The organism is Nodosilinea sp. FACHB-141 (genome assembly GCF_014696135.1).
In the GTDB taxonomy this organism is placed as follows: domain Bacteria; phylum Cyanobacteriota; class Cyanobacteriia; order Phormidesmidales; family Phormidesmidaceae; genus Nodosilinea.
In genome coordinates, this window is record NZ_JACJPP010000022.1 from 87,211 (window position 1) to 110,147 (window position 22,937).

Below are 22,937 nucleotides of genomic sequence, written 5' to 3' on the forward strand. Positions count from 1 at the left end.
CGTGCGCCCAAACAGGAGATCTAGGACGTTTTGAGGGGTAAACCATGGCTGCACCCAACACCTACAAATACCAGGTCGGCGGCAGCCTTGAGAAAGATGCCCCTACCTATGTCGAACGCCAGGCCGATCGCGAGTTTGTGACGGCGCTGAAGCAGGGAGAGTTTTGCTATGTGTTTAACTCTCGGCAAATGGGCAAATCGAGCCTGCGGGTGCACACCATGCAGACCCTGCAAAGCGAGGGCATTGCCTGCGGGGTCATCGACATTACTTCTATTGGCAGTCAAGACATTACCCAGGAGCAGTGGTATTGGGGCATTGCCCAGCGCCTGGCCCGCAGCTTTGGCCTGCGCCAAGCCAAAGCCTGGTGGAACGACCACAGCGACCTGTTTCCGGTGCAGCGGCTGGGGGAATTTATCGAAACGGTGCTGCTGCCCCAGGTGAGTGCCCCGATCGTGGTTTTTATCGATGAAATCGACAGCATTCTGCGAATTGACTTCAAAGACGACTTCTTTGCCCTAATTCGCGCCTGCTTTAACCAGCGGGCTGAGAACGCCGACTATCGCCGCCTCACCTTTGCCCTGCTGGGGGTCACCACGCCTCCAGACCTGATTCAAGACAAAACTCGTACCCCTTTTAACATTGGCCAGGCCATAGACCTGAAGGGCTTTCAGCTTGATGAGGTTGGGCCGCTGACCACAGGGCTAGAGGCCCTGGCGGCAGACCCTACCGCCATTATGGCGGCTATTTTAGTCTGGACTGGTGGACAACCCCTACTCACCCAAAAGCTCTGTCGCCTGGTGGCCGAAGCTAATGCACCCATTGCCCTAGGGCAGGAAGCCGGTAAGATCGCCAGCCTGGTGCACAGCCGTATCCTGCACAATTGGGAAGCCCAGGATGAACCCGAGCACCTGCGCACCATTCGCGACCGGCTGCTGCGGAATGAGCGCAGCACTGGACGCCTGTTGGGGCTTTACCAGCAAATTTTGCGGGAGGGCAGTATCGCCGCCACGGGCGACCCGAACTATATCGAGCTGCGGCTGTCGGGCCTGGTGGTAGAAGTCCAGGGGCGGCTGTGGGTGTATAACCGCATTTACCAGTCGGTGTTTGATCTTGGGTGGGTGCAGGAGCGGTTGGCGGGGCTGCGGCCCTATGGGGAAGCCATTGCTGCCTGGATTGCCTCGGAGGGTAGGGATGAGTCGCGGTTGCTGGGGGGGCAGGCGCTAGAGGATGCCCAGGCCTGGGCGATGGGCAAAAACCTGGGAGAGGTAGACTATCGGTTTTTGACGGAGAGCGAGAAGAAAGATAAGCGGGCAATACAGGAAGCAAACCGGATTTTGGAGGCGGCACAGCAGGAAGCCGATCTCGAACTACAGAAAGCCAGAACGACGAATCGTCGGGCTAGGCGTTTGCTCGTTGGTGCGGCCATCTTGGCTTGTGCCACAGGAGGAGCTGCCATCTTGGCTACTAAAGAAGCTCGTATGGCCAGGGCCGATGCCACAGCGAGCGAGATTGATGCTGCACAGCAGCAACGTACGGCTAACTTTTCTGCCATAAAAGCTAGGTTCAATGTGGGGGTGGCTGATATTCGTGAGGGAGTGGCCAATCGGCAGGTTGCGATTGCACAAAAAGAGCGGCAACGGCTCAACGCCGAACGGCAGGATGCCATAGAGCAACAAGAAGCGGCAGAAGCAGGGCGACAGCAGGCTGTAGCCGACCAGCAAATTGCTCTGCAAGGAGCCGAAGCCGCCAGACAAGCCTCTGCTACCGCCCAAGAAGCCGCCGACAACGCCATACAACTGCAACAAGAAGCCGAACTGGCCCAGGACATAGCCCGCCAAGGCGGTAGCCTGGAACGTCGGGGGGCAGTGCTGCAGAGATACCAGCCAGAACGCTTTTTTGAAATTGAGACGCTGCTGGAAGCGCTGAACCTGGGGCAAGAGTTGAGGCAGCTAGTGCAAACAAGTTCTAGCAATAAGGCTCAACTCACGCTCAGTGAATACCCTGCTACCAGCCCATTCTTAGCTTTGCGGCAGACTGTCAACCAGGTAGTGCAGATCAACCAACTGCAGGGAAGAAACCCTAACTTCAGTGCTGATGGCCAGCGCATCGCCACTTATTCAGAATGGGACAATACTAGTTGGGTTTATTCCAAAGATGGTCAAGAACTGTTCCAGCTAAAGGGGAGTTACCCCAGCTTCAGCACCGATGGCGAGCGCATCGCCACTTATTCATCTTCATCCAACGACAATACTAGTTGGGTTTATTCCAAAGACGGCCAAGAACTCAACCAACTACAGGGGCGTTTCCCCAGCTTTAGTACTGATAGCCAGCACATCACCACCTTTTCATCTAACGAAAATACCAGTTGGGTCTATTCCAAAGACGGCCAAGAACTGTTCCAATTGCAGGGGCACTCCCCCAGCTTCAGTGCTGATGGCCAACGCATCGCCACATATTCATACTTTGACAATATCAGTTGGCTCTATTCTCAAGACGGCCAAGAACTGTTCCAACGGCAAGGGAGTTTCTCCAACTTCAGTGCTGATGGCCAGCGCATCGCCACTTATTCAGAAGGGGACAATGCCAGTTGGATTTATTCTAAAGATGGCCAAGAACTGTTTCAGCTACAGGGGGGTTATCCCAGCTTCAGTGCCGATGGCGACCGCATCGCCACTTATTCATTTAATGACAATACTAGTTGGGTTTATTCTGGAGACGGCGAAGAGCTGTTCCAACTGCAGGGGCATTCCCCCAGCTTCAGTGCTGATGGCGAGCGCATCGCCACTTATTCATCCAACGACAATGCTAGTTGGGTTTATTCTCGAGACGGTGAAGAGCTATTCCAACCGCAGGGGATTTTCCCCAGCTTCAGTACCGATGGCCAGCGTATCCTCACCTTTTCAGAAAGCGCCAATGCTAGTTGGCTCTATTCTCGAGACGGTCAAGAACTCAACCAACTGCAAGGAAATTACCCCAGCTTCAGTGACGATGGCCAGCGCATCGTCACCTATTCATATATCGACAATATCATTTGGGTTTATTCCAAAGATGGCCAAGAACTGTTCCAACTGCAGGGGCGTTTCCCTATCTTCAGTGCCGACGGCCAGCGCATTGCCAATGATTCAGGCAACAACAATGCCAGTTCGGTTGCTTCCCGAGATTGGCAGGAACTGTTCCAACTGCAGGGACATTCCCCCAGCTTCAGTGCCGATGGTCAGCGTATCACCACCTATTTACCCAGCGCCAATACCAGTTGGGTTTATTCCAGAGATGGCCAGGAACTTTCCCAGCTCCAGGGGCGTTCCCCTAGCTTCAGTGCTGATAGCCAGCGCATTGCTACCTATTCAGAAAGGGACGATGCCAGTTGGGTCTATTCCCGAGACGGTCAAGAATTATTCCAACTGCAAGGGCGTTTACCTAGCTTCAGTACCGACGGCCAGCGCATTGCCACCTCTTCAGAAAGGGACGATGCCAGTTGGGTCTATTCCCGAGACGGTCAAGAACTCAACCAGCTAGAAGGAAACTACCCCAGCTTCAGTGCCGATAGCCAGCGCATTGCCACTAATTCACTTACCTTTGATGTTAGTTGGATCTATTCCCGAGACGGCCAAGAACTGTTTCAACTGCAGGGAAGTTACCCCACCTTCAGTGCCGATGGCCAACGCGTTGCCACCTCTTTTTACGACGAAAATGCTAGTTGGATCTATTCCCGAGACGGCCAAGAACTGTTTCAACTGCAGGGAACTTACCCCAGCTTCAGCGCCGATGGCCAGCATATCCTTACCTATTCATCCATCGAAAATGCCAGCTGGGTCTATTCCCGAGACGGCCAAGAACTGTTTCAACTGCAGGGAAGTTATCCCAGTTTCAGTGCCGATGGTCAACGCATCCTCACTTATTCATTCATCGAAAATGCCAGCTGGGTCTATTCCCGAGACGGTCAAGAACTCAACCAACTGCAGGGGAGTTTCCCCAGCTTCAGTGCCGATGGTCAACGCATCCTCACCTCTTCATCCGTCGACGATGCCAGCTGGGTCTATTTCCGAGACGGACGAGAACTCAACCAACTGCAAGGGAGTTCCCCTAGCTTCAGTACTGATGGACAACGCATCCTCACCTCTTCACAGCAAGAGCGCCTTACTCGCATTTACAATCGCGATGGCAACCTCATAGCTGAATACCCCGGCTACGGTGCCAGTTTCATCCTTAACCGACAATATTTAATTCTCACCTCCGCAAGAGGCAGTTGGTTAGAGGCTTGGCCCATCGACAACGGCCTTGACGATTTGCTTGCCCAAGGTTGTCACTGGCTGCGCCATTACTTCGTTAGCTACCCCAATCAGAAACCTGAAATTTGCACTGTCCTATGGAACGAGTCTCAGTAGTCAGCTTTTTAGCAGTGCTGTTCTTCAAAAGTAAGAACACCGCTATAACCAATGCCTAAGCATTACCAACTAACGCTTAAGTAATGCCTATGGTTGACCAGATATTTGGGCCGATCGCCAGCCCCACCTCACCTCACCTCCGCACTAACCACAGGCTTCAAGCCCCAACAATTAGCATTGCTTAAGCATTAGTTACTAACGCATAAGCAATAGCCCACATTGCCTACCCAGTTAGACTAAACGCCTTGGCATTATCGACTATGGCTTGCATCTCAGCTCTAAATCTCCGTAGCTACACAGAGCCAGCGCAAAAAATAGAGACATTAGCAGTTACGAATGGCTACTCAAGCGATCGCCCATTTCTGCCGCCTAAATTGGGTAAATAACTGAGCCGCGCAACTCCAGGGATGCATCTTGGAAACGGTAAGCCATGACGCTTTTGTGAGCAACCATAAAAGCCCTTTTATACTGCTAAATCCATTACCCGTGACTGCAAACTCAGTCTTACCGTTTCAACTTTGGAGATACCCAAATGCCTAGACAAAAGAGAAGTTCCCCAGCGCTCGAAAAAGCCCTGCGCCGCATCGCCGGGATGCAGTCTGTCACTAGAACGATCGATTTTGGTAACGGCTACACCATGGACGCCTATGACGAGCACATTCTGGCCATGCAAGAAAAGCTCATGGCCTATAACCGCATGCTGTCGATGGTAGATGGTGCCTACAACGACATGCTCATGGCCGAGCGCAAGCTCATGGATTTTTCCGACCACATGCTCTCTGGCTTTGGCGTTCGCTACGGCAAAGACAGCTCTGAGTATGAAATGGCCGGAGGCTGCCGCAAATCTGACCGCCAAAAGCGCACTCGCCGCACCGCCAATACTATGAATGTTGCTTAACCCTAAGAGGGCGTTTAAAAGCGATCTGCTGTAGCTTTTGGTCCCCTGCTGATCCCCCTGATTCCTATTTAAAGGGAGTAGGGGGATCTTCATTTTCGCTACAAGAAACAAGACTTTTCAAATATCCTTTCAAGACCGCCTGGGCGATCGAGGCTGACGCCGCAGCATCACGCCTGAGACGATTCCTGCAATGCTGCCAAACAGCATTGCGCCGAATGAACCAGCACCCAGGCCAAACGTGATACCAAAGAGCCAGCCAATAGCAGGAACCCCATGGGCGGCTCCCAGCCCAGTGATGAAGTTGCCGTACACATACCCACCAACGGCTCCCCCGATCGCAGCACTAGCCATGACCCCCAGCACACCAAGCAGCAAGCTCAATACCAGCCCCTGCTTGACGCGGGGTGAAGCTTGGGCAGCGTCGAGATTCTGTCTCATCCATCTAGTCAGTACCAATGACAGGTCTGAACCCCGCGTAGAGGTCATTGCAGGCCCATGGATGCTCCCCAAAATCAGGCTATTCATGATTCCGGCATAAAAGAGAACAGCAACTGCAACACTCCACGTAGCCCAGTGCTGTGACGAGCCGCAACCCGCAATGCCTATGCCACAGGCTTCTGTTACGTGAGAGGCCCCGTTTCTCAAGGCGGCGATCGTGCCACCAAACATCACACTCGTTGCTCCAGAAGTCACCGACAGCAGGATGTGAAACAAAGCAGTCTGCCAAGCTGGCGGGGTCTCGTGTTGCATCATGATCAAGGTCCTCAAAGCGGTTGCCTTTGCGCTGTCGAGAGGCCGTGATGGCCTCACTGGCAAAAGCCTCTGCCCTATCGTTCCTCAAACCAGGCCTTGTCGAACGCTGCCGTTAACGCTATAACCCACGCAACATCAGGCTGGTGAATCCAATAGTCAGGTTGAGTAAGTGAGTAACCTGAGTTCGGAATGAGCCCGGCATCGCAACCGCTGTGTACCTTCGCTTGGCTGGCGTTGTGGCCCGCCCTGCGGGAAGCAAGCTACACCCTAAACCCCTCTCCCTGAGGGAGAGGGACTTTGAGCGCTTCCGGCTCCCCTCTCCTCGTGGGAGAGGGGCTGGGGGAGAGGGCTGCCGGGGAACATCGCTAACTATGCCTAACCCGAACTGAGGTTGAGTAGGCCATCGGCAACTAACGCGGCGGCACCCAAGTCCGCAGGACGCGACATGGGATCGCTTTCCCTAGCCAGGGGGTATTGGCTGAGAGAGAGCAAAGGGTTGAAGGCGTGACCGTCCAGGTCGCGCCAGGGTCAAACAAGATCATTTCCGCAGGCTGCTGGGGCTGGATAGTCGGCGGGGTTTGGCCCCAGCACGCTGCCGGGTTTGTGCTTAGTGCTTGAACCAGTTGCAGGGGCGACCAGTCGCCCTGGGTGACAAATCTATCCCACAAAATCCCCAGCGCTAGCTCCAGGCCGATCGCACCGGGGGGCGCAGAGGGAAAACCCACGGTTTTGTCTTCGTAGGTGTGGGGGGTATGGTCGATCGCGATCGCATCCACCACCCCCGCCTTCACTCCCTCAATTAGCGCTGCCTGGTCTTCAGGATTTCCCAACGGTGGCGATAATCGCAGGTTGGGGTCGTAGCTGTGCAGATCCTTGGCACTCCACAGCAGGTGCATCCAGGTGGTGCTGGCGGTGACGGGCAGCCCGCGCTCTTTGGCCTGACGCACTAGTTCGACCCCGCGCCCGGTCGAAATTCGCATTAGGTGCACAGGGGTGCCAACCTCGGCCACACATTCCAGCAGTGCCGCCAATGCAGCAGTTTCAGAGCTGGCCGGGTCGCCCACCAGGCCGTAGATCAGCGAAAACGGCCCTTCGCGGGCAACGCCGCTGTCTCGCAGGGTGCGATCGCAGCTCCACAGCGCCACCGGCTTCCCCAAGGGTCGCAGGTACTGCAACAACCGCTGCACCAGGAGTGAATTCTGAATCGCTCGACCGTCGGCAAAACCTGCGATCGGAGCCTCGGACAACTCCACCAGCTCCACCATCTGCTGCCCCTGGGCACCCTGGGTCAGGGCACCCCAGGGATACAGGTGAGGCAGACTAGCATTTGTACGCGCGATCGAGTCCCGCCGGGCCAGCAGCTTCTCCACCATTGCTGGGTGATCGATCGCAGGCTCCGTATTTGGCAAAATGCCCAACCGGGTGAAGCCGCCTGCCTGACCCGCCGCCAGCAGCGACTCCAAGGTTTCCCTCGGCTCGTGGCCCGGTTCCCCCGAGTGGCTGTAGAGATCGACTAGCCCCGGCAAGAGAATTTTTCCCTGGCCGTCGAGCATCTCGGCCCTGGCGGGAATGACGGTGATTGACGGGGCGATCTCTGTCACCACGCCATCCTGTACGAGCACATCGGCGACCTGATCCCTCTGGGTCACCGCATCCAACACTCGCACCTGCTGAATCAGCTGCGCTCCAGTTCCCGGCACCGCCGTCACAGGGCCCCCGCGGCGGTCTTATCGAGCACGCTGCCCGACAGGTGAATGGTAATGTTAGCCGCGGTCAGCACCGGGGCGCTATCGATGCCGTCAGGGTAGTCGATCACGCTGACTGCGCCATTGCCCTGCTTAAACCGCCAGAAAAACTCTGGCCCCATGCCCAGCACGTGGCAGAGCAGCGCCTTGTTGACCGCATCATGAGCGACAACGAGAATGGTTTGCACCTCGTCGCCACCGCTGTGGGCCGCGACGATTTCCTTCCAGGCGGCGATCGATCGCATCCACACCTCCTCCAGGTTCTCGCCCCCCGGCATTTGCACAGTTTCGGGAGCGCTTTGCCACTGCTCCAGCAGCCCCGGATAGCTGCTCTCGATCTCAGATTCGTAGAGCCCTTCCCATTCGCCGTGGCTAATCTCTCGCAGCTCGTTGACCGAGTGCAGCGTCAGCCCCAGGTGGTGCTGCAAAATGATTTCCGCCGTTTCTTTGGGCCGCGCCATAAAGCTGGTGTAGGCCGCATCGATCGCCACGGGTTTGAGAAACTCTGCCGCCTTAGCGCCCTGGGCGCGACCGTTGTCGTTAAGGGGCACGTCGATCTGACCCTGAAAGCGGCCTTGGCGGTTCCACTCGGTTTCGCCGTGGCGCACCAGCAGCATGCGGGGGCCTTTGTGACCACGTCGCATCTCGGGCAGCGGTGCCCCCATATGGCTGGTCAGGTTCATGGCCTCAACCTGTACCGGGCTGCCCCAGCCCCCCTCAAAGTTCAGCACGCTAATGCTGCAATTGGCCTGGTGCAGGTTGTTGAAATATTCTTGCCCTAGTCCAATGGCGGTGCTAATCAGCGCTCGGTTGATGGCGCTGTGGGCGACCACGAGCAGGGTTTTGCCCTGGTGCTCGGCCAGCAAGCCCTGCCAAAACCGCGCCGCCTGCTGATACAGCTCGCGAATGGGGTAAAAATCAACCGTTGTGCCGTCTGCTTGGGGCACCGCCATCACCAGGTTAGCTGGGTCGGTGCGCCACTGGTGAAAGGTCTCGGGGTGCTGGGCTTCGGCCTCGCTAAAGGCAACGCCCTCCCACAGCGGCAGGCAAATTTCTTTGAGGTCGTCGGTAAAGGTGGGGGTTAAGCCCGCGATCTGTGTCCGCAGCTCAGCGGCGATAATCTCAGCGGTTTTGCGCGCGCGTTTGAGAGGGCTGGCCCATACCCCATCAAAGGGAATGCCCACTAACGCCTGACCCACCTGGAGCGCCTGAGCCTCGCCCTCGGGGGTCAGCTCTGACTCGTCGCAGTGGCCTTGAATGAGTTTGAGCTGGTTGTAGGTGCTCTGCCCGTGACGAACGATAATAACGCGGGTTTTCAGGGGTCTGTCCTCTCAAGTTGCTCAACCAACGTCAGATTTTACCCTGTTGGGGAGCCGCACCGCAGCTTTGCAGAGTACTTGACTTAGCTCAACTGGGTTCATGGAGACGGTAACGCACCGTCAGGCGTGGTAGACATTTCGGTGTAGATGCGATCGCCCCTATGCTCAACCCCCCAAAGCTATTCGCCCAGCAGAACTGCCGAAGGTTATCAATATTCAACCATTGCAGCCAGCTAACTCCCGAAACCTCGAATTACCGCGTTTGGTAGATGTTGAATAATCGCACTCTTGCAAAACTGTTGGGCATAGATCCCAGGTTAGACCGGCCCGACAGAACCCAGCTCTGAGCGATAAATCCATGGTGAAATTTGCTTATCACGCTTCCCACGAGCAGTTTGCCCCCAGCGCGCTGCTGGGCTGGGCTCAAAAAGCAGAACAGGCTGGCTTTACCGCCGTCACCTCCTCCGACCACTTTCATCCCTGGAGCGAGCGCCAGGGAGAATGCGGTTTTGCCTGGTCTTGGCTAGGGGCGGCTATGCATGCGACCTCGCTGCCCTTTGGTGTTGTCTGCGCCCCTGGCCAACGTTACCATCCCGCCATTATTGCCCAGGCGGCAGCAACCTTGGGGGAGATGTTCAGCGATCGCTTTTGGGTTGCCCTGGGTACCGGCCAGGCGATGAACGAAGCAATTACCGGCCAGCCCTGGCCAATCAAAGCCGAGCGCAATGCGCGGCTCAAAGAATGTGTCGATGTAATCCGCGCCCTCTGGGCTGGCGAAACCGTTACCCACCACGGTCTGGTGCAGGTAGAAGAGGCCAAACTCTACTCCCGCCCCGCCAACCCGCCCCGCATTATGGGGGCGGCCATTACCCCTAAAACCGCTGAGTGGGTGGGAAGTTGGGCCGACGGCTTAATTACTATTTCTCACCCCCATGACAAACTGCGGGAGATGGTTGAGGCCTTTCGCCGCGGCGGCGGCGAGCACAAGCCGATGTACTTAAAGGTGCAGCTCTCCTACGCCCAAGACCAAGAAACGGCACTGCACGGAGCCCACGACCAGTGGCGCACCAATATTTTTGAAAGCCAAGTGCTGTCTGATTTTAGGATTCCTAGTCAGTTTGATGCCGCGGCCACCTTCGTCAAGCCAGAAGACATGTACCAATACGTGCGCGTTTCGGCTGACCCCCAGCAGCATATTGAGTGGTTGCAAAAGGATATAGAACTGGGTTTCGAAACCATCTCCTTACACAACGTCAATCGAGAACAGCAGCAATTTATTGAAGTTTTTGGTGAGAAGGTTCTGCCTTTTCTCAAATAATTGAGAGGGAAATTAATAGTTTTCAGGGTGGGACAAAATCCCAAGCCATCATATTAATGCTTTGGCCAAAAGCCGAAGCGTAGCCTAAAACTAAATTTATATCGGTTTACCCAGGTTTCTTATGTTAGATCTTTGGTACAAAAACGCGGTTCTGTACTGTCTTGATGTAGAAACCTACATGGATAGTGATGGCGATGGGGTGGGCGACTTTGTAGGACTAACCCAGCGTTTAGACTACATAGCTGGCCTAGGAATCACCTGCGTTTGGCTGATGCCCTTTTACCCATCGCCTAACAAAGACAACGGCTACGACGTGATGGACTACTACACCGTCGATTCTCGGCTGGGTTCTCTGGGCGATTTTGTTGAGTTTGCCCGCCACGCCAAGGAGCGGGGCATTCGTATCCTGATCGATTTAGTGGTTAACCATACCTCTGATCAGCACCCCTGGTTTCAATCGGCGATTAAGGACAAAAACTCCAAATATTTAGATTATTATTTCTGGTCAAAGAAAAAACCTGAAGATATTGATGAAGGCATTGTTTTCCCCGGTTTACAAAAGTCAACCTGGACCTATCAACCTGAGGTAGGTGCTTACTATGCTCACAGGTTCTATAGTCACCAGGCAGATTTAAACATCACCAACCCTAAAGTCAGAGAAGAAATCAAAAAAATGATGGGCTTCTGGCTGGAACTCGGGGTGTCTGGGTTTCGCATTGATGCCGCTCCTTTCTTAATTGAGCTAACCCAGGCCGACAACGTATTTGAACAAGTCGAAGATCCCTTTATCTATATCAATGAACTGCGCGATTTTCTGTCGTGGCGGCGGGGGGATGCCATCTTACTGGCCGAGGCCAATGAGTCTTTGGAAAAGTTGCCTAAATATTTTGGCGATGGCGATCGCATGCAGATGTTGTTTAACTTTTGGGGCAACCAACATTTGGTATTGGCCCTCGCTAGAGAATCAGCGGCTCCCTTGGCCCAAGCTTTTAAGGAGTTGCCCCCGTCGCCGCCCGCCGGGCAGTGGGCCAACTTTGTGCGCAACCACGACGAGCTGAGTCTAGATAAACTCTCCTCCGATGAACAGGATGAAATTGCGGCGGCCTTTGCCCCCGATCGCGAGACCATGTGGATCTTTGATCGGGGCATTCGCCGTCGGTTTGCGCCGCTGCTCGACGGCAATCTGCAACGGCTCAAGCTCACTTACAGTCTGCTTTTCACCCTACCCGGCACGCCCGTGGTCAACTATGGCGAAGAGCTGGGTATGGGTGACGATCTGTCGCTAGAGGAACGCAAGCCCGCCCGCACTCCCATGCAGTGGTCAAAGGCACCGAATGGTGGGTTTTCTACAGCGCCTGCTGACCAAGTGATTTTGCCGGTGGTTTCCACTGGCGACTACAGCTACAGAAAGCTAAACGTCAATACCCAGCAGCGCAATCCTAATTCGCTGTTGAACTGGATGGAGCGGGCGATTCGCCTACGTAAGGAATGCCCGGAGTTTGGCTGGGGCCAATTGCAACTGTTAGACACTGGCCATGACAGCGTTTTTGCCCACCGCTGCGAGTGGCGAGGCAAAGCCGTGATCGCGGTGCACAATTTCAGTCAGTCTGACTGCAAGGCGACGCTAACACTGAAGGATGACGTGGGCAAATGCTTGATCGATCTATTTGAAGATCAGCCGGAGGCGGAGATCTCAGAGTCTGGCTACGATCTTCACCTGCCCGGCTATGGCTACCGCTGGTTTCAGGTGGGGCATTCCTTTGATTAAAGAGCGCTTTTTTGAGACTTGTTGGGAATTTGCCAATTTGTGCAGACGCACCGTCCGATCGCACTAGTGCTTTGTCCAATCAAAGAATTAAGGCCCTTTTGAGTTGGGCGCAAGGAGTGGATGCTGTTGGCGAATTGCTCTCATGCCTTGTTTGACCCTCACCCCCAACCCCTCTCCCAGGGAGGAGAGGGGAGCCGGAAAATCCTGAAAAGTCCCTCTCCCAATTTGGGAGAGGGATTTAGGGAGAGGGCAAACTGGGCCAAAAAAATCACCAACAGCAACGCCCCTGGCGGGTGCCGCTACGCTCTACCCGACCTGCTAAAGCCAGAAATTGTTAAGCTCGTAGGTGCGCACCGCTCGATCGCACCAGTTCAAGAAAACTACGACTGCACCAGTTGGGCGACGGCCCGAGCGATCGCATCAGGTTCGATGGGCTTAGACAGGTGCCGCTGAAAGCCACTGTCTAACGCTTTTTGGGAGTCTTCTTCGCGCACGTAGGCGGTGAGGGCGATCGCCGATATCTGCCCTCCTTGTTCGGGCGGCAAGGCGCGAATTTTTCGGAGCAGCTCATAGCCATCCATGCCGGGCATGCCAATGTCGCTGACCAAGACATGGGGTTGAAAGCTAGCTAGATTACTCAGCACCTCGGCAGCAGATTCGAGACCGAGCACCTCTGCCCCATACTCACCCAGCAGGAGCGTTAGCAAGGCCAGCCCATCAGGGTTGTCATCTACGGCGATGACCCGCACACCGGTCAGATCAATCTGCCCCGGCAAAGCGGCCATTTTCCGTGGGCTGGGGCGCTGGTTGAGCAGCGGCAAACTTACGGTGAACGTGGCCCCTTTGCCCTCGCCGGGGCTGTCGGCGCTGATGGTGCCGCCGTGGGCCTCAGCCAGGTAGCGCACGATCGCCAAACCCAAGCCCAGACCACCAAATTGACGGGTAATCGAGGCGTCTGCCTGGCGAAAGGATTCAAAAATGTGGGGCAAAAATTCTGGCCGAATCCCCTGGCCGGTGTCGGTGACCTTAAGCTGGGCCCAGTGGTCTACCTGGGTTAGCTGAATGGTGATCTGGCCCTGTTCGGGGGTGAATTTGATCGCATTGGTCAGCAGGTTCCAGATGATCTGCTGAATGCGTGCCCCGTCGCCCTGAATGGGCCCAATCTCAGGCAAATCGGTCTGGATGCGAATGGATTTGGCATCCGCTGCGGCCTGCACGGTTTCGATCGCCGCTTCAACCACAAACACCGGATCGACCGAGGCGGGTTCGATCTTGAGCTTACCGCGCAAAATTTTGGCAATGTCTAAGAGGTCGTCGATTAGCTGAGTCTGCAACTTGGCGTTGCGCTCAATCGTTTCGAGGGCGCGAGCAGTTTTCTCCGCATCGAGTTTTTTGGTTTGCAGCAGCTTGGCCCAGCCCAAAATTGGGTTGAGGGGTGACCTCAGCTCGTGGGATAAAATTGCCAAAAATTCGTCTTTAATACGGTTGGCTCGTTCAGCGGCTTCGCGGGCGGCCTGCTCTCGGCACAGCAGCTGTTCGCGGGCGACTTCGGCCTGCTTTTGCTGAGTGATGTCGAGAATGGTGCCGGTAAAGCGCAGGGGGTTGCCATCGCCATCAAAATAGGTCTGCCCCTTGGCCCGCACCCACCGTTCTACCCGGTCTTGCAGGCCAATCACCCGATATTCCACATCGTAGTTGCCGCCAGTCTCCTGGGTAAGCGATTCGGCGATCACCTGTCGGATACGATCGCGATCGTCGGGATGCACCCCTTCATAAAATCGCTCAGGGCTGCTGTCTGCCTCGGGGGGAAGGCCAAATATAGCTTTACAGCCCGTGTCCCAGTTCAGCTGATTAGTGAGTAGGTTCCAGTCCCAAATGCCCATGTTGGCCGACTCGATCGCCATGCGCAGGCAGTCTTCACTCTCCTGCAAGGCCGTTGTGGCCTGCTGGCGTTCGGTGGCAATCTGAACTCTTTCACTGATGTCTACAGCGGCGCAGGTGACGCCGATAATGGCGTTTTGGTCATCGTGAATGGGGTCGATGGTGAGGTCGTAGTAGGAGGTTTGCCCGTTGGCAACCACCTTGACCTCTTCGCGCAGGCCGATGCCGGTGGTAATGACCTGGCGCTTAAGGTAGGTCAAGCGGGCCGCCGTCTCGGGCGATGCCAGATCTTCGTCGCGCTGGCCGATCACCTGGTCTTTATCTAGATCGTGGGTAGGGTTGTAGATCCAGGTGTAGCGCAGGTCAAGGTCTTGGTTAAACAGGCTAATCGGCGCGCTCTTGAGGGCAACATTGAGCCGTTCGGTGGTCTGTTGCAGGGCTAGCTCGGCCTGCTTGCGATCGGTAATGTCGATATCAATGCCCGTCATATTAAGCGGAATGCCCATAGCGCTATAGAAAACCCGCCCTAAGCTCAAGATCCAGCACACCGTGCCATCGGACCTGATGACCCGTAACTCAACATTGTACTCGGCCTGTTTATGAACCGCGTCATGCAGCGCGCGCTCAACCCGAGGTAAATCGTCGGGGTGAACCATAGCCATGACGCTTTCGTAGCAGTCGTCGCGATCGCGATCGAGGTCAAATAGGCGTTTTACGTTGTCAGAAAACTGCACCACATCAAGCTGAATATCCCAGTCCCAGCTGCCCATGCGGGCGGCTGCCATAGCCAGATTTAGGTGTTCCTGGTGGCGTTGTAGGGCAATTTCGGTTTGCTTGAACTCGGTGATGTCTCGCCAGGCGATAATGCCGCCAGTGATCGTGCCCTCCTGGTTGTAAATTGGGCCAGCGTTGCACAACAGCACCAGTCTTTGCCCAGCCGCGGTTTGCAGTAGCCATTCCTCGTTGGTAATGACCTCACCGTTTTGCACGGCGCGGGTGAGGGGCAGCGCTTCGGGGGTGGCGAGGCTGCCGTCGGGGGAAAAAACCTGCCATGCTTTTGGATGGGCGGCGGCGGGCAGGCCCTCCACTTCTTCTAAGGGGCGCCCAGTCAACTGTTGCCCGTAGCGGCTGACTTGGCGAACGCGCACATCGGGCGCATCGGCGATGGTAATGCCTTCGGGAATGTAGGCCATCAAGGCATCGAGGGTGCGTTGGCTGGCTTCAGCCTCCTGATTTTTTTGCTTTAGGGCGATTTCAACGCGCTTGCGATCGCTAATGTCGGCCAGTGCACCGGGAAAAATCACGGCATTGCCCTCGCTGTCGTATTCAGCCTGCCCGCGCGCAATTACCCAACGCTCCTCACCCTGGGGATTGCAGATGCGAAACTCGGCGGCACAGCTGTCTCCAGTGGCGATCGCCTGGTCAATAGCTGCCGCTACCCGCTCCCGGTCGTCCGGGTGAATGATGGCGATAAACTTCTCCAGACGCACCCCGGCAGCAACGCGCTCGGGGTCAAGGCCAAGCAGTTGGGCAAAGCTGCGGTTGGCCACCACCCGATTTTTGCGAATACTCCAGCACCAGGTGTAGACCGACCCGGCAGAGAGAGCCGCTTCTAGCTGAATTAGGGCTTTGCGCAGCTGCAGTTCAGCCTGGTTGCGATCGCGCAGGGCCGCCTGCTGCTGGCTGATATCGACTGTAGAACCCACCACGCGCACCACCTGCCCCTGCTCATCGCGCACCAGGCAGCCCCGCTCCCAGACATCGACCCAGCGATCCTCCTCGTGGCGAATCCGGTAGTCTAATTCATAGAGCTGGCTAGAGCTGGCGAAGAGCTCCAGCATGCGGTGGCGCAGTCGTGCCCGATCGTCCGGATGAATGCGATCTTCCCACCACCGCGATGTGGGTGGGGCCTCGGCGGCAGGCACCCCAACTAGATCGAACAGTTGCTCAGAGCGGTAGACGCGATCGTCCCCGTCTAGGCTCACCTTGCTGACGTCAAACACCAGCCCATTCACCGCTTGAACAACGAGCTGAAAGCGCTCCTCTAGGTACTTCTGGTCATCGATATCGATCATGGTGCCCACCCAGCCCGTGAGCTGTCCGTCGGGGTCGTGGGTGGGCACACCCCGGTTCATCACCCAGCGATAAACACCATCGTGGCGGCGCAGACGGTGCTCGATGGCAAAGGTCTGGCCTGCGGCCATCGCTTCGGTCCACCTGAGCAGGGTGGGGTCATAGTCGTGGGGTTGGCAGCCAGCACCAGCCACCTCCATCGACTCGGCTGCATTGCGGCCAGTGTACTCATACCAACGCTGGTTCCAGTAGTTGATGGCCCCTGTGCGATCGGCTATCCACACAATTTGCGGCAGGGCGGCGACCAGCGCTGCGTAAGGAGGCTGGGGGTTCGCAAGTGCGGCTTCGAGCGAGGTGGTGCTGGGCTGATGGTTTAAGTTTGCTGAGGCGCTAGGTTTAGCGCTCCCTTCAGGTATCGCCGATCGCAGCGCTAAACTTAGCGCCTCGGGGGTGAGCTGATCTCTCACTAAATAGTCGGCAGCTCCAGCTTTGAGGGTTGCCACAGCCGTTTTAAGATTGTTCTCGCCTACAACAACTATGGGCGCAGCTTCTCCCCACGACTGTTGCAGCTGCTTGAGCCGGTCTCCGCCATCCCCATCTGAGGGGTAAAGGTCAAGCAAAATGCTATCGACCTGTAGCAGCTGGTCTTGGCTTACCTGGCCATTACCAGAGGGGCCAACTACCCGGTAGGAGAAAGCTGCCTCGGGCTGCAGCATGTGCCTCAAGCGATCAGCCTGTCCAGGCGAGCTACTGACCAATAGAACTGTTCGCTCTGGGGGTGTCATAACAAGACTGATGGTGCAAACCTTGAATTGGCCCCGTTGCAAGGAGCGATCGCCCATTGCAACCGCTAGCTGTTAGACAAGCGCAGCCCCCAAAAAAGCTGTGAACCCCAAAAATAGGGCGATGGGTGCAAATTGCTGAAGGGATCTTATATTGTCTACTACGACACCAGGAATATGTCTAAGGGAATAAATACTTAGGGCAGTACTATAGCGGCTGGTGGAGCGGGTCATCACTGTGGTTTGAGCACCGTCTAGCAGCGGCAGAGCCCATAGCTAAAGCGTCTGCTGCCTCAATTGCCCGCAATGGCGACTTCATTAGTTGCAGCTTCTCTATCTGAAACTGTGATCACTAGTACATCGTCATAATGCACCTCAGCCCAAGTTAGGTTGTTGAGTGGCGATAAGCTCAACTTTGCTGAGCTGTGCTCGCTGACGTTAAAGTGCACCTGGTAGCCTAGGCTCTCAAAGCAACCTTTTAATGTCTGCATCAGCAGTGGATCACTTGAAGGGGATTGACCCTGCCAGATGGTTACACATTTCGCCTCTTTGGCCCAGTCTTTGGCAGATAAAAGGCTGTCTGTGCCGCGATAATGACGCATCACCGCGCCGCGGATGCGCTTTTTGCTGACCTTTTCACCTAGGGCGATCGACAGCTTTTTCCAAAGCTTATAGCCCACCGATTTCTCAACATACTCAGGATTGAGCGGGTGAATCTCTTCATAGGTTTTTCCTTCCCAAGAGCCGAGAAATATGCGGCTTTCTAAATCGTTAAGGCGTCTTCCTTCAGTGTTGTAAAGAGCATTGTCGACAAATATGAGCGCAGCCTGAGGTGTAATTTCTTCTGGATTGAGTGTCTTTAATCTATCTTGCATTACGAATACCTCTTGAACTGCATGAAAAGGAATTCGCTCCTTCTTGGTTGGTAGAAAAGCGACGGGGGCTGAAATTTATGCATCATTCTAGGTCTGGCAAATATGTTCAAAGCTGATCCAGATCACACTCAAGAGTGATAATACGGGTTTGTGGAATCATAAAAATCACACTCAGGCCCTATGTATTTGGCTAAACTTTATCTAAGTCTGACAAAAACCTCGTCTGTTATTGAGAAACTCTGAGTTTTTAAGAGGTTTGCAGCAGTCAGTTGGTTTTTATGACGGTTTTCTAAGGCAAGATTATTGCTGGAAATTTTCGCTCAAGTAATGAGTTTTTATGGTTGATTAAATTGTTTTAAGCAGGAACATTGTGTTTATGTTCTCTCTCCCTAGGGTGCCAACTCGACTCGGTTAACTATGCATTGAATGAATGGAGGGAAATCATGTCTCAAAATCTTTTTAAGTCTGTAGAAAGCCGGCTTTGGGAGAGCTACAGCACCATGTTTGGCTGTACTGCGCTGAGCTATTGGCAATCTTTTACGACGCTGGCCAACGAGATTATCTCCTACCTGCAAGGCACTGATGCTCCCTATCACAACGCTGACCACACTCTGCAAGTGATGTTGGTGGGGCAGACGATTTTAGCAGGGCGCTATCTGCAACACCACGACCTAACTCCCCAAGACTGGCTCAACGCCATGGTCGCTCTGCTCTGCCATGACATTGGCTATGTAAAAGGTATTTGCCCTGGCGACAACAAGACGATCAATCACTTTGTCACCGGACAGGGAGACGGCTGGGTAGCGTTATCATCTCGCTCAACGGATGCTAGTTTGACCCCTTACCACGTGAGCCGGAGCCAGAGGTTTGTCCGCCATCGGCTGGCAGAACAGTCCCTAGCCGATGTTGATGTTGTCGTAGATTGCATCGAACACACCCGGTTTCCTGTGCCGCCCGAGTCTAAATATCAAACCACCAACGATTTGCCGGGGCTATGCCGAGCTGCTGACCTGCTGGGGCAGCTAAGCGATTCCGATTACCTCAAGAAGCTCTCATCTCTATTTTGCGAATTTGCAGAAACAGGAACGAATACCGCGCTGGGATATAAGTCTGTGGCCGATTTGCGGGCTAACTATCCCCACTTCTATTGGTATGTGGTGTATCCATTCATTCAAGCAGCGCTTCGGTACTTAGCCGTAACGGCCCAAGGGCGCGAGGTGATTGCTCGCCTCTTTACCAACGTGTATCTGGTGGAGCTAGAGCAGTCGTTGTCTGAGACGGGTTCAGCAGGCTTAAAACAGCAGGCCGCTAGCCAAAAAGTTTTGCCCTTTTGCCTTACCGACAACCTCGGCTATGGCTTGTAGACCTGGGATCATTTTTCGATTAGCTAGCTTGGGTGTCGCAAAATCTATCCACAGAACCATATCGCTCTAGCGGCAGTTCTGAGACAGTGTTGACGAATTGATCAGGGCGATCGCAACTACATGGCTCAAACATGGCTTTGGATTGGAGTAGGTTCTATGGCGCTGGGCGCTGCATTCTTTGGCTTTGGTGCCCACAGCGCTAAGACCGAAGGCTGGAGAAAGCTGTATACCCTCAGCTTCTTTATCTGCTTGATTGCTAGTGCTTTGTATCTATCTATGGCGCTGGGCCAAGGTCAGCTCATGCTCAACGATCGCCCCACGGTTTGGGTGCGCTACATTACCTGGTCACTGTCTACGCCGCTGCTGCTGCTGATCTTTGCCTTTTTAGGCCACACTAGCCTGACGCTGACCGGCAGTTTGCTAGGAACCAACGCCTTTATGATTGCGACCGGGCTGGCGGGAGCCCTCTCCCCTGACCCTATCAACTACATTTGGTATGTCGTCAGCTGTGCAGCATATTTGGCTGCCGTCTACCTCCTGTTGGTGCCCTTTAGGCACGAGGCCGAGCGCAATCGCCCCCGTACCAAGAAGGTTTTTGGCCAGCTAGTTGCTGTTCATTTAATTCTCTGGACGGCTTACCCAATCGTTTGGATTTTAGCTCCCACTGGTATTGACGCCATTGGCCAGGATTTTGAAACTATGTTCTACACAATCTTAGATATCTCGTCTAAGGTTGGCTTCGGCCTGCTCTCGCTCAACACCTATAGCAAAATTGAGCATATTGGCGCTGCTACAAAAGATTTAGAACCCACGGCTTCGCTGCGATAAAGGGCGAGTTTTAGTAATTGACTTCCTGCCGATACTTGGGATGGGTATCGACAGAAAGTCACTTTAGTTGGCTCTAAAGAAATTGCTTCAAAATAACAGTTACCTATTCAATTCACTGCATTTTTGCGAGGGATGGTTTGCAGAGCTAGGCGCGATCGCAGATCACAATCTTGCTAAGGGATGAGGTTAGCCAAACTGTGATCTGCTCCTAATGACAGTGCTGGGCTTTATGATAGCCACGTTAACATCTCTTTAGAAATGTCGCAGTTGTTATAGATCGGGCGATCGCAGCTAATCATGACGGGTCTTTGCCCTGCGACGGCTGTAATCACTACTTAATTACCATGACTGACCAAAATAACCGCTCTAACCAAGTTGGCAATCCTAAAGAGGCCGAACCGGGCCGTGGGGCTCCTGGCAATCAGTGGGCTGTGCAAACGGCTCAGTCAACCAACGTCAACCCTGCTGATGAAGTGATTCCATCTAATGTCGATGTGGAGAAAAATCGGCAGCAAATAGCAGACTACGCCGCCCAAGAAGAGGGAACTCTACCAACCTCCCATGGCTTCGTCATCGATGAGTCCGGCAGGATTGACAACTTTGCCGTTGAACCCCCTATGTACGTCGAAGAGTAGCGCTCAGCCTTCATGGGTAGCAACGTTACCAAATAGAACTTTCTATTCACTCAAAAGTTACTAAGGAGGCGCTATGCCAATTTCTATTCGAGATGATGTGGTGTTTATCATCCTCAGCAAGGTCAACGAATTTAATCAAGAAAATCAGCAGGGAGACATTGATTTTTCTTCTACCGATTTTACTGGTCTAGGATTGACTGAGTCCGATCTACTGGGACACCTAGACTATCTGAATCAGAGGCAGTATATCAAAGCCGAATTTAGCGGCAATGCCTATGCCAATCAAGAAGATGTGCCTAGCGTAGTAGATTCAGACGAGGTAGGATTTCGTGTGGCCAACACTTATGGTGCCGCAGACGGTCCCCTGCCTCACCTAATTGAGTTTAAGCGAGCTACGCTGACTGAAAAGGGTCAGCGCATGCTAGAAGACATGGAGCAAAACCCTCCTAAAGATATGGACAAAGGGCCAGCAGTGCCATTGCTCAACGAGCACTCGCCTTTCTTAGAGAAGGTCAAAATCAAGGGCGGTCTGCCTGATATCTACGATGCTCGCGATATTACCGAGACCGTCTTTCGGGTAATGCGCGACGTAATGACCACCGCTGAAGCCGATCGCATAGCGGACGAGTTGCACAACGATGCACTACCCACCGACGAAAAAGCTCTGCAAATGGAGGTATCTGACCTCTGGAAAGACAGAAACCCCATTGTCGGCTTTTTGAGCCGTATCCGTCCGCCTCTAAAAGGGCCAGCTCCTCTGGGCATCGACTCTAAGCTGTTTTTGACGCGGGTGGATAACGAAGCCGGTGTGCCGAAGACGGTGAATGCGGAAATTGTGGTTTCCGCCGTGTTTTCAGCCACCAAAGATGAGCTGTCCCAGGAGCGCATTCAGGCAGTTGCCGAGTGGCTGCCAGAAGGTAAAGTGCGCGAAATTTGGCAAGCGGCCTAGTGCTATGGTCGCAAGGTGTGCGATCGCTCAGTGTGAAGCACCACTTGCGGCAAAAGCCCCCCTCAATAAGGCGACGCGCTGCGGTTAAGACCAGCTAGCCATAGTCAGCCTTCTGACACCGCCAGCGCCCATGCCCCTACTAGGGGCTTTTTTTTGCCTGCAGGAGGTGAAGTCTAGGCAGCCCAAAACGCCAAGGACTCAAGCCCATTGAGCATCTTTTCAATTTTTCGCTCTTCTATTTTCGTTCTTTTGCTATAACTTGTTGCTCAAGCACTGCCCCCCTTGCGGCACACACAACCCGCCTCTACCGGCTTCTTGGTCCGTTCGAGCCCATCCTGTAACCGATTTTGTAACCACGCCTCGCAGCGCTAAGGGGCTGGCTATGGTAATGGAGCAAAGCAAAACACTGTTGAGACTATGGCTCCCTTACCTCTTCGAACCAAAACCCTAATCGCGCTGCTGGCCCTCGGTACGATCGCAACTCAAGGCATGGCAGCGGCCTGTATCGACCCCAACTTGGGAGTCGGCCAATTGCCAGAGCAGAGTGAACCTCGCCCTGCCCAGCCAGAACCCCGCCCCGCGCTAGAGCCAGAGCCCCGTCCAGGCAACTGGGAAGCAGCGACAGTTGAGGATCTGGTTACCCGAGCGATGAGCCGTCGCATCTTGCGAACCGTCGCCTCCGAGGTCGATCGCCCCATCTCTAGCCTACGTATTGCCGCCGCCGAAACCGCTACTTGGGATGGCTGCATGGGCATTTATGAGCCCGACCAGTTTTGCACTATGATTGCCATTTCGGGTCTGCGTCTCGTCGTCACCGATGGCGACCAAAGCTGGGTCTACCATGCCCGCCGAGATGGCCGGGAAATGGTGCAAAACCCTACGGCCATCAGCCGCAACGGTCTCATTCCCGACTTTATTCCCCCAGTGATGTCTGAGCCGGAAGCGGAACCCGAAGCTCATATCTTTCGCTCAGTTGAGTCGGGCAGCTTAACTGGTGCCCAATTGGAGACTGTGCTGCTCACCGACGGCCGACTTTTGCGGAAAGAGAACGGCAAGGTTGTGTCAGAACGGCAACTCTCGGCAGAGCAAGTAGCAGCCTTTGAACAGGTTTTAGAAGACCAGCGCTTCCCCAACCTCAATCGCCTGCGCTATATCACCGACGCGGCCTTTGCCGATTACCCCACGGTGCAGCTATCGGCCATGCATTACGAAACCACCTACATTGACCTGGCCATCGACGATGCTCCACCCGCGCTTCAAGCCGTAGTGCAGGCCTGGAGCGAGCTTACAGCCGAGGTTCAGTAAACACCGGAGCTAAATCAGCAATCCTTGAGGGCGTAGCGTGCTGCATCCCCAAGGTTGCT

At 54.7% G+C, this 22,937-nt stretch carries 14 protein-coding genes; 9 read left to right on the plus strand and 5 right to left on the minus strand.

The window, feature by feature from the left end:
* Window positions 1-44 precede the first annotated feature (44 nt).
* On the plus strand, window positions 45-4,385 hold the full coding sequence (locus tag H6F59_RS22780; protein WP_190706143.1) for an AAA-like domain-containing protein: 4,341 nt from the start codon (window positions 45-47) through the stop codon (window positions 4,383-4,385).
* A gap of 532 nt (window positions 4,386-4,917) precedes the next feature.
* Entirely contained in the window at window positions 4,918-5,283 is a 366-nt protein-coding gene (locus H6F59_RS22785) for a hypothetical protein (protein WP_190706146.1), read from the plus strand.
* Between the two features lie 129 nt (window positions 5,284-5,412).
* Here the strand turns inward: H6F59_RS22785 and H6F59_RS22790 are convergent, their stop codons facing one another.
* The 3 genes from H6F59_RS22790 to H6F59_RS22800 form a co-directional block, all read right to left on the minus strand.
* Complete coding sequence (locus H6F59_RS22790; protein WP_190706149.1) at window positions 5,413-6,036, minus strand: hypothetical protein; 624 nt, start codon at window positions 6,034-6,036, stop codon at window positions 5,413-5,415.
* Between the two features lie 410 nt (window positions 6,037-6,446).
* Window positions 6,447-7,745 (minus strand): dihydroorotase, encoded by a 1,299-nt coding sequence (locus H6F59_RS22795; protein WP_313887293.1) that lies wholly within the window; start codon window positions 7,743-7,745, stop codon window positions 6,447-6,449.
* Window positions 7,742-9,100, minus strand: coding sequence for a histidine phosphatase family protein (locus H6F59_RS22800; RefSeq protein WP_190706667.1), 1,359 nt, complete (start codon window positions 9,098-9,100; stop codon window positions 7,742-7,744). The genes H6F59_RS22795 and H6F59_RS22800 overlap by 4 nt, the downstream gene beginning before the upstream one ends.
* 358 nt (window positions 9,101-9,458) lie before the next feature.
* Between H6F59_RS22800 and H6F59_RS22805 the strand changes: the two genes are divergently transcribed.
* Entirely contained in the window at window positions 9,459-10,418 is a 960-nt protein-coding gene (locus tag H6F59_RS22805) for a TIGR03885 family FMN-dependent LLM class oxidoreductase (protein ID WP_190706152.1), read from the plus strand.
* A gap of 121 nt (window positions 10,419-10,539) precedes the next feature.
* Complete coding sequence (locus tag H6F59_RS22810) at window positions 10,540-12,186, plus strand: alpha-amylase family protein (protein ID WP_190706155.1); 1,647 nt, start codon at window positions 10,540-10,542, stop codon at window positions 12,184-12,186.
* A gap of 380 nt (window positions 12,187-12,566) precedes the next feature.
* Here the strand turns inward: H6F59_RS22810 and H6F59_RS22815 are convergent, their stop codons facing one another.
* Both H6F59_RS22815 and H6F59_RS22820 read right to left on the minus strand, forming a co-directional pair.
* On the minus strand, window positions 12,567-16,856 hold the full coding sequence (locus H6F59_RS22815) for a PAS domain-containing protein (RefSeq protein WP_190706158.1): 4,290 nt from the start codon (window positions 16,854-16,856) through the stop codon (window positions 12,567-12,569).
* Between the two features lie 359 nt (window positions 16,857-17,215).
* Complete coding sequence (locus H6F59_RS22820) at window positions 17,216-17,797, minus strand: hypothetical protein (protein WP_190706161.1); 582 nt, start codon at window positions 17,795-17,797, stop codon at window positions 17,216-17,218.
* A 443-nt stretch (window positions 17,798-18,240) separates the two neighbouring features.
* On the opposite strand from H6F59_RS22820, the gene H6F59_RS22825 reads away from it, so the two are divergent.
* From H6F59_RS22825 to H6F59_RS22845, 5 genes are all read left to right on the plus strand, one after another.
* Window positions 18,241-19,161: an HD domain-containing protein gene (locus H6F59_RS22825; RefSeq protein ID WP_190706164.1), complete on the plus strand. Its 921-nt coding sequence runs from the start codon at window positions 18,241-18,243 to the stop codon at window positions 19,159-19,161.
* A 120-nt stretch (window positions 19,162-19,281) separates the two neighbouring features.
* Window positions 19,282-19,989 carry a bacteriorhodopsin gene (locus H6F59_RS22830; RefSeq protein WP_190706167.1) on the plus strand — a complete coding sequence of 236 codons (708 nt, stop codon included), beginning with the start codon at window positions 19,282-19,284 and terminating at the stop codon, window positions 19,987-19,989.
* 344 nt (window positions 19,990-20,333) lie between these two features.
* On the plus strand, window positions 20,334-20,624 hold the full coding sequence (locus tag H6F59_RS22835; RefSeq protein ID WP_190520053.1) for a hypothetical protein: 291 nt from the start codon (window positions 20,334-20,336) through the stop codon (window positions 20,622-20,624).
* A 73-nt stretch (window positions 20,625-20,697) separates the two neighbouring features.
* Window positions 20,698-21,573 carry a DUF2267 domain-containing protein gene (locus H6F59_RS22840; RefSeq protein WP_190706170.1) on the plus strand — a complete coding sequence of 292 codons (876 nt, stop codon included), beginning with the start codon at window positions 20,698-20,700 and terminating at the stop codon, window positions 21,571-21,573.
* 417 nt (window positions 21,574-21,990) lie between these two features.
* Window positions 21,991-22,878, plus strand: a complete 888-nt coding sequence (locus H6F59_RS22845) for a hypothetical protein (RefSeq protein WP_190706173.1) — start codon at window positions 21,991-21,993, stop codon at window positions 22,876-22,878.
* Window positions 22,879-22,937 lie beyond the last annotated feature (59 nt).

What these genes read in the sequence shown, in the direction of transcription:
- H6F59_RS22780 (WP_190706143.1), top strand. Translation starts at nt 45, where the DNA reads ATGGCTGCACCCAACACCTACAAATACCAGGTCGGCGGCAGCCTTGAG.
- H6F59_RS22785 (WP_190706146.1), top strand. Translation starts at nt 4,918, where the DNA reads ATGCCTAGACAAAAGAGAAGTTCCCCAGCGCTCGAAAAAGCCCTGCGC.
- H6F59_RS22790 (WP_190706149.1), bottom strand. Translation starts at nt 6,036, where the DNA reads ATGATGCAACACGAGACCCCGCCAGCTTGGCAGACTGCTTTGTTTCAC.
- H6F59_RS22805 (WP_190706152.1), top strand. Translation starts at nt 9,459, where the DNA reads ATGGTGAAATTTGCTTATCACGCTTCCCACGAGCAGTTTGCCCCCAGC.
- H6F59_RS22810 (WP_190706155.1), top strand. Translation starts at nt 10,540, where the DNA reads ATGTTAGATCTTTGGTACAAAAACGCGGTTCTGTACTGTCTTGATGTA.
- H6F59_RS22815 (WP_190706158.1), bottom strand. Translation starts at nt 16,856, where the DNA reads ATGCTGCAGCCCGAGGCAGCTTTCTCCTACCGGGTAGTTGGCCCCTCT.
- H6F59_RS22820 (WP_190706161.1), bottom strand. Translation starts at nt 17,797, where the DNA reads ATGCAAGATAGATTAAAGACACTCAATCCAGAAGAAATTACACCTCAG.
- H6F59_RS22825 (WP_190706164.1), top strand. Translation starts at nt 18,241, where the DNA reads ATGTCTCAAAATCTTTTTAAGTCTGTAGAAAGCCGGCTTTGGGAGAGC.
- H6F59_RS22830 (WP_190706167.1), top strand. Translation starts at nt 19,282, where the DNA reads ATGGCTCAAACATGGCTTTGGATTGGAGTAGGTTCTATGGCGCTGGGC.
- H6F59_RS22835 (WP_190520053.1), top strand. Translation starts at nt 20,334, where the DNA reads ATGACTGACCAAAATAACCGCTCTAACCAAGTTGGCAATCCTAAAGAG.
- H6F59_RS22840 (WP_190706170.1), top strand. Translation starts at nt 20,698, where the DNA reads ATGCCAATTTCTATTCGAGATGATGTGGTGTTTATCATCCTCAGCAAG.
- H6F59_RS22845 (WP_190706173.1), top strand. Translation starts at nt 21,991, where the DNA reads ATGGCTCCCTTACCTCTTCGAACCAAAACCCTAATCGCGCTGCTGGCC.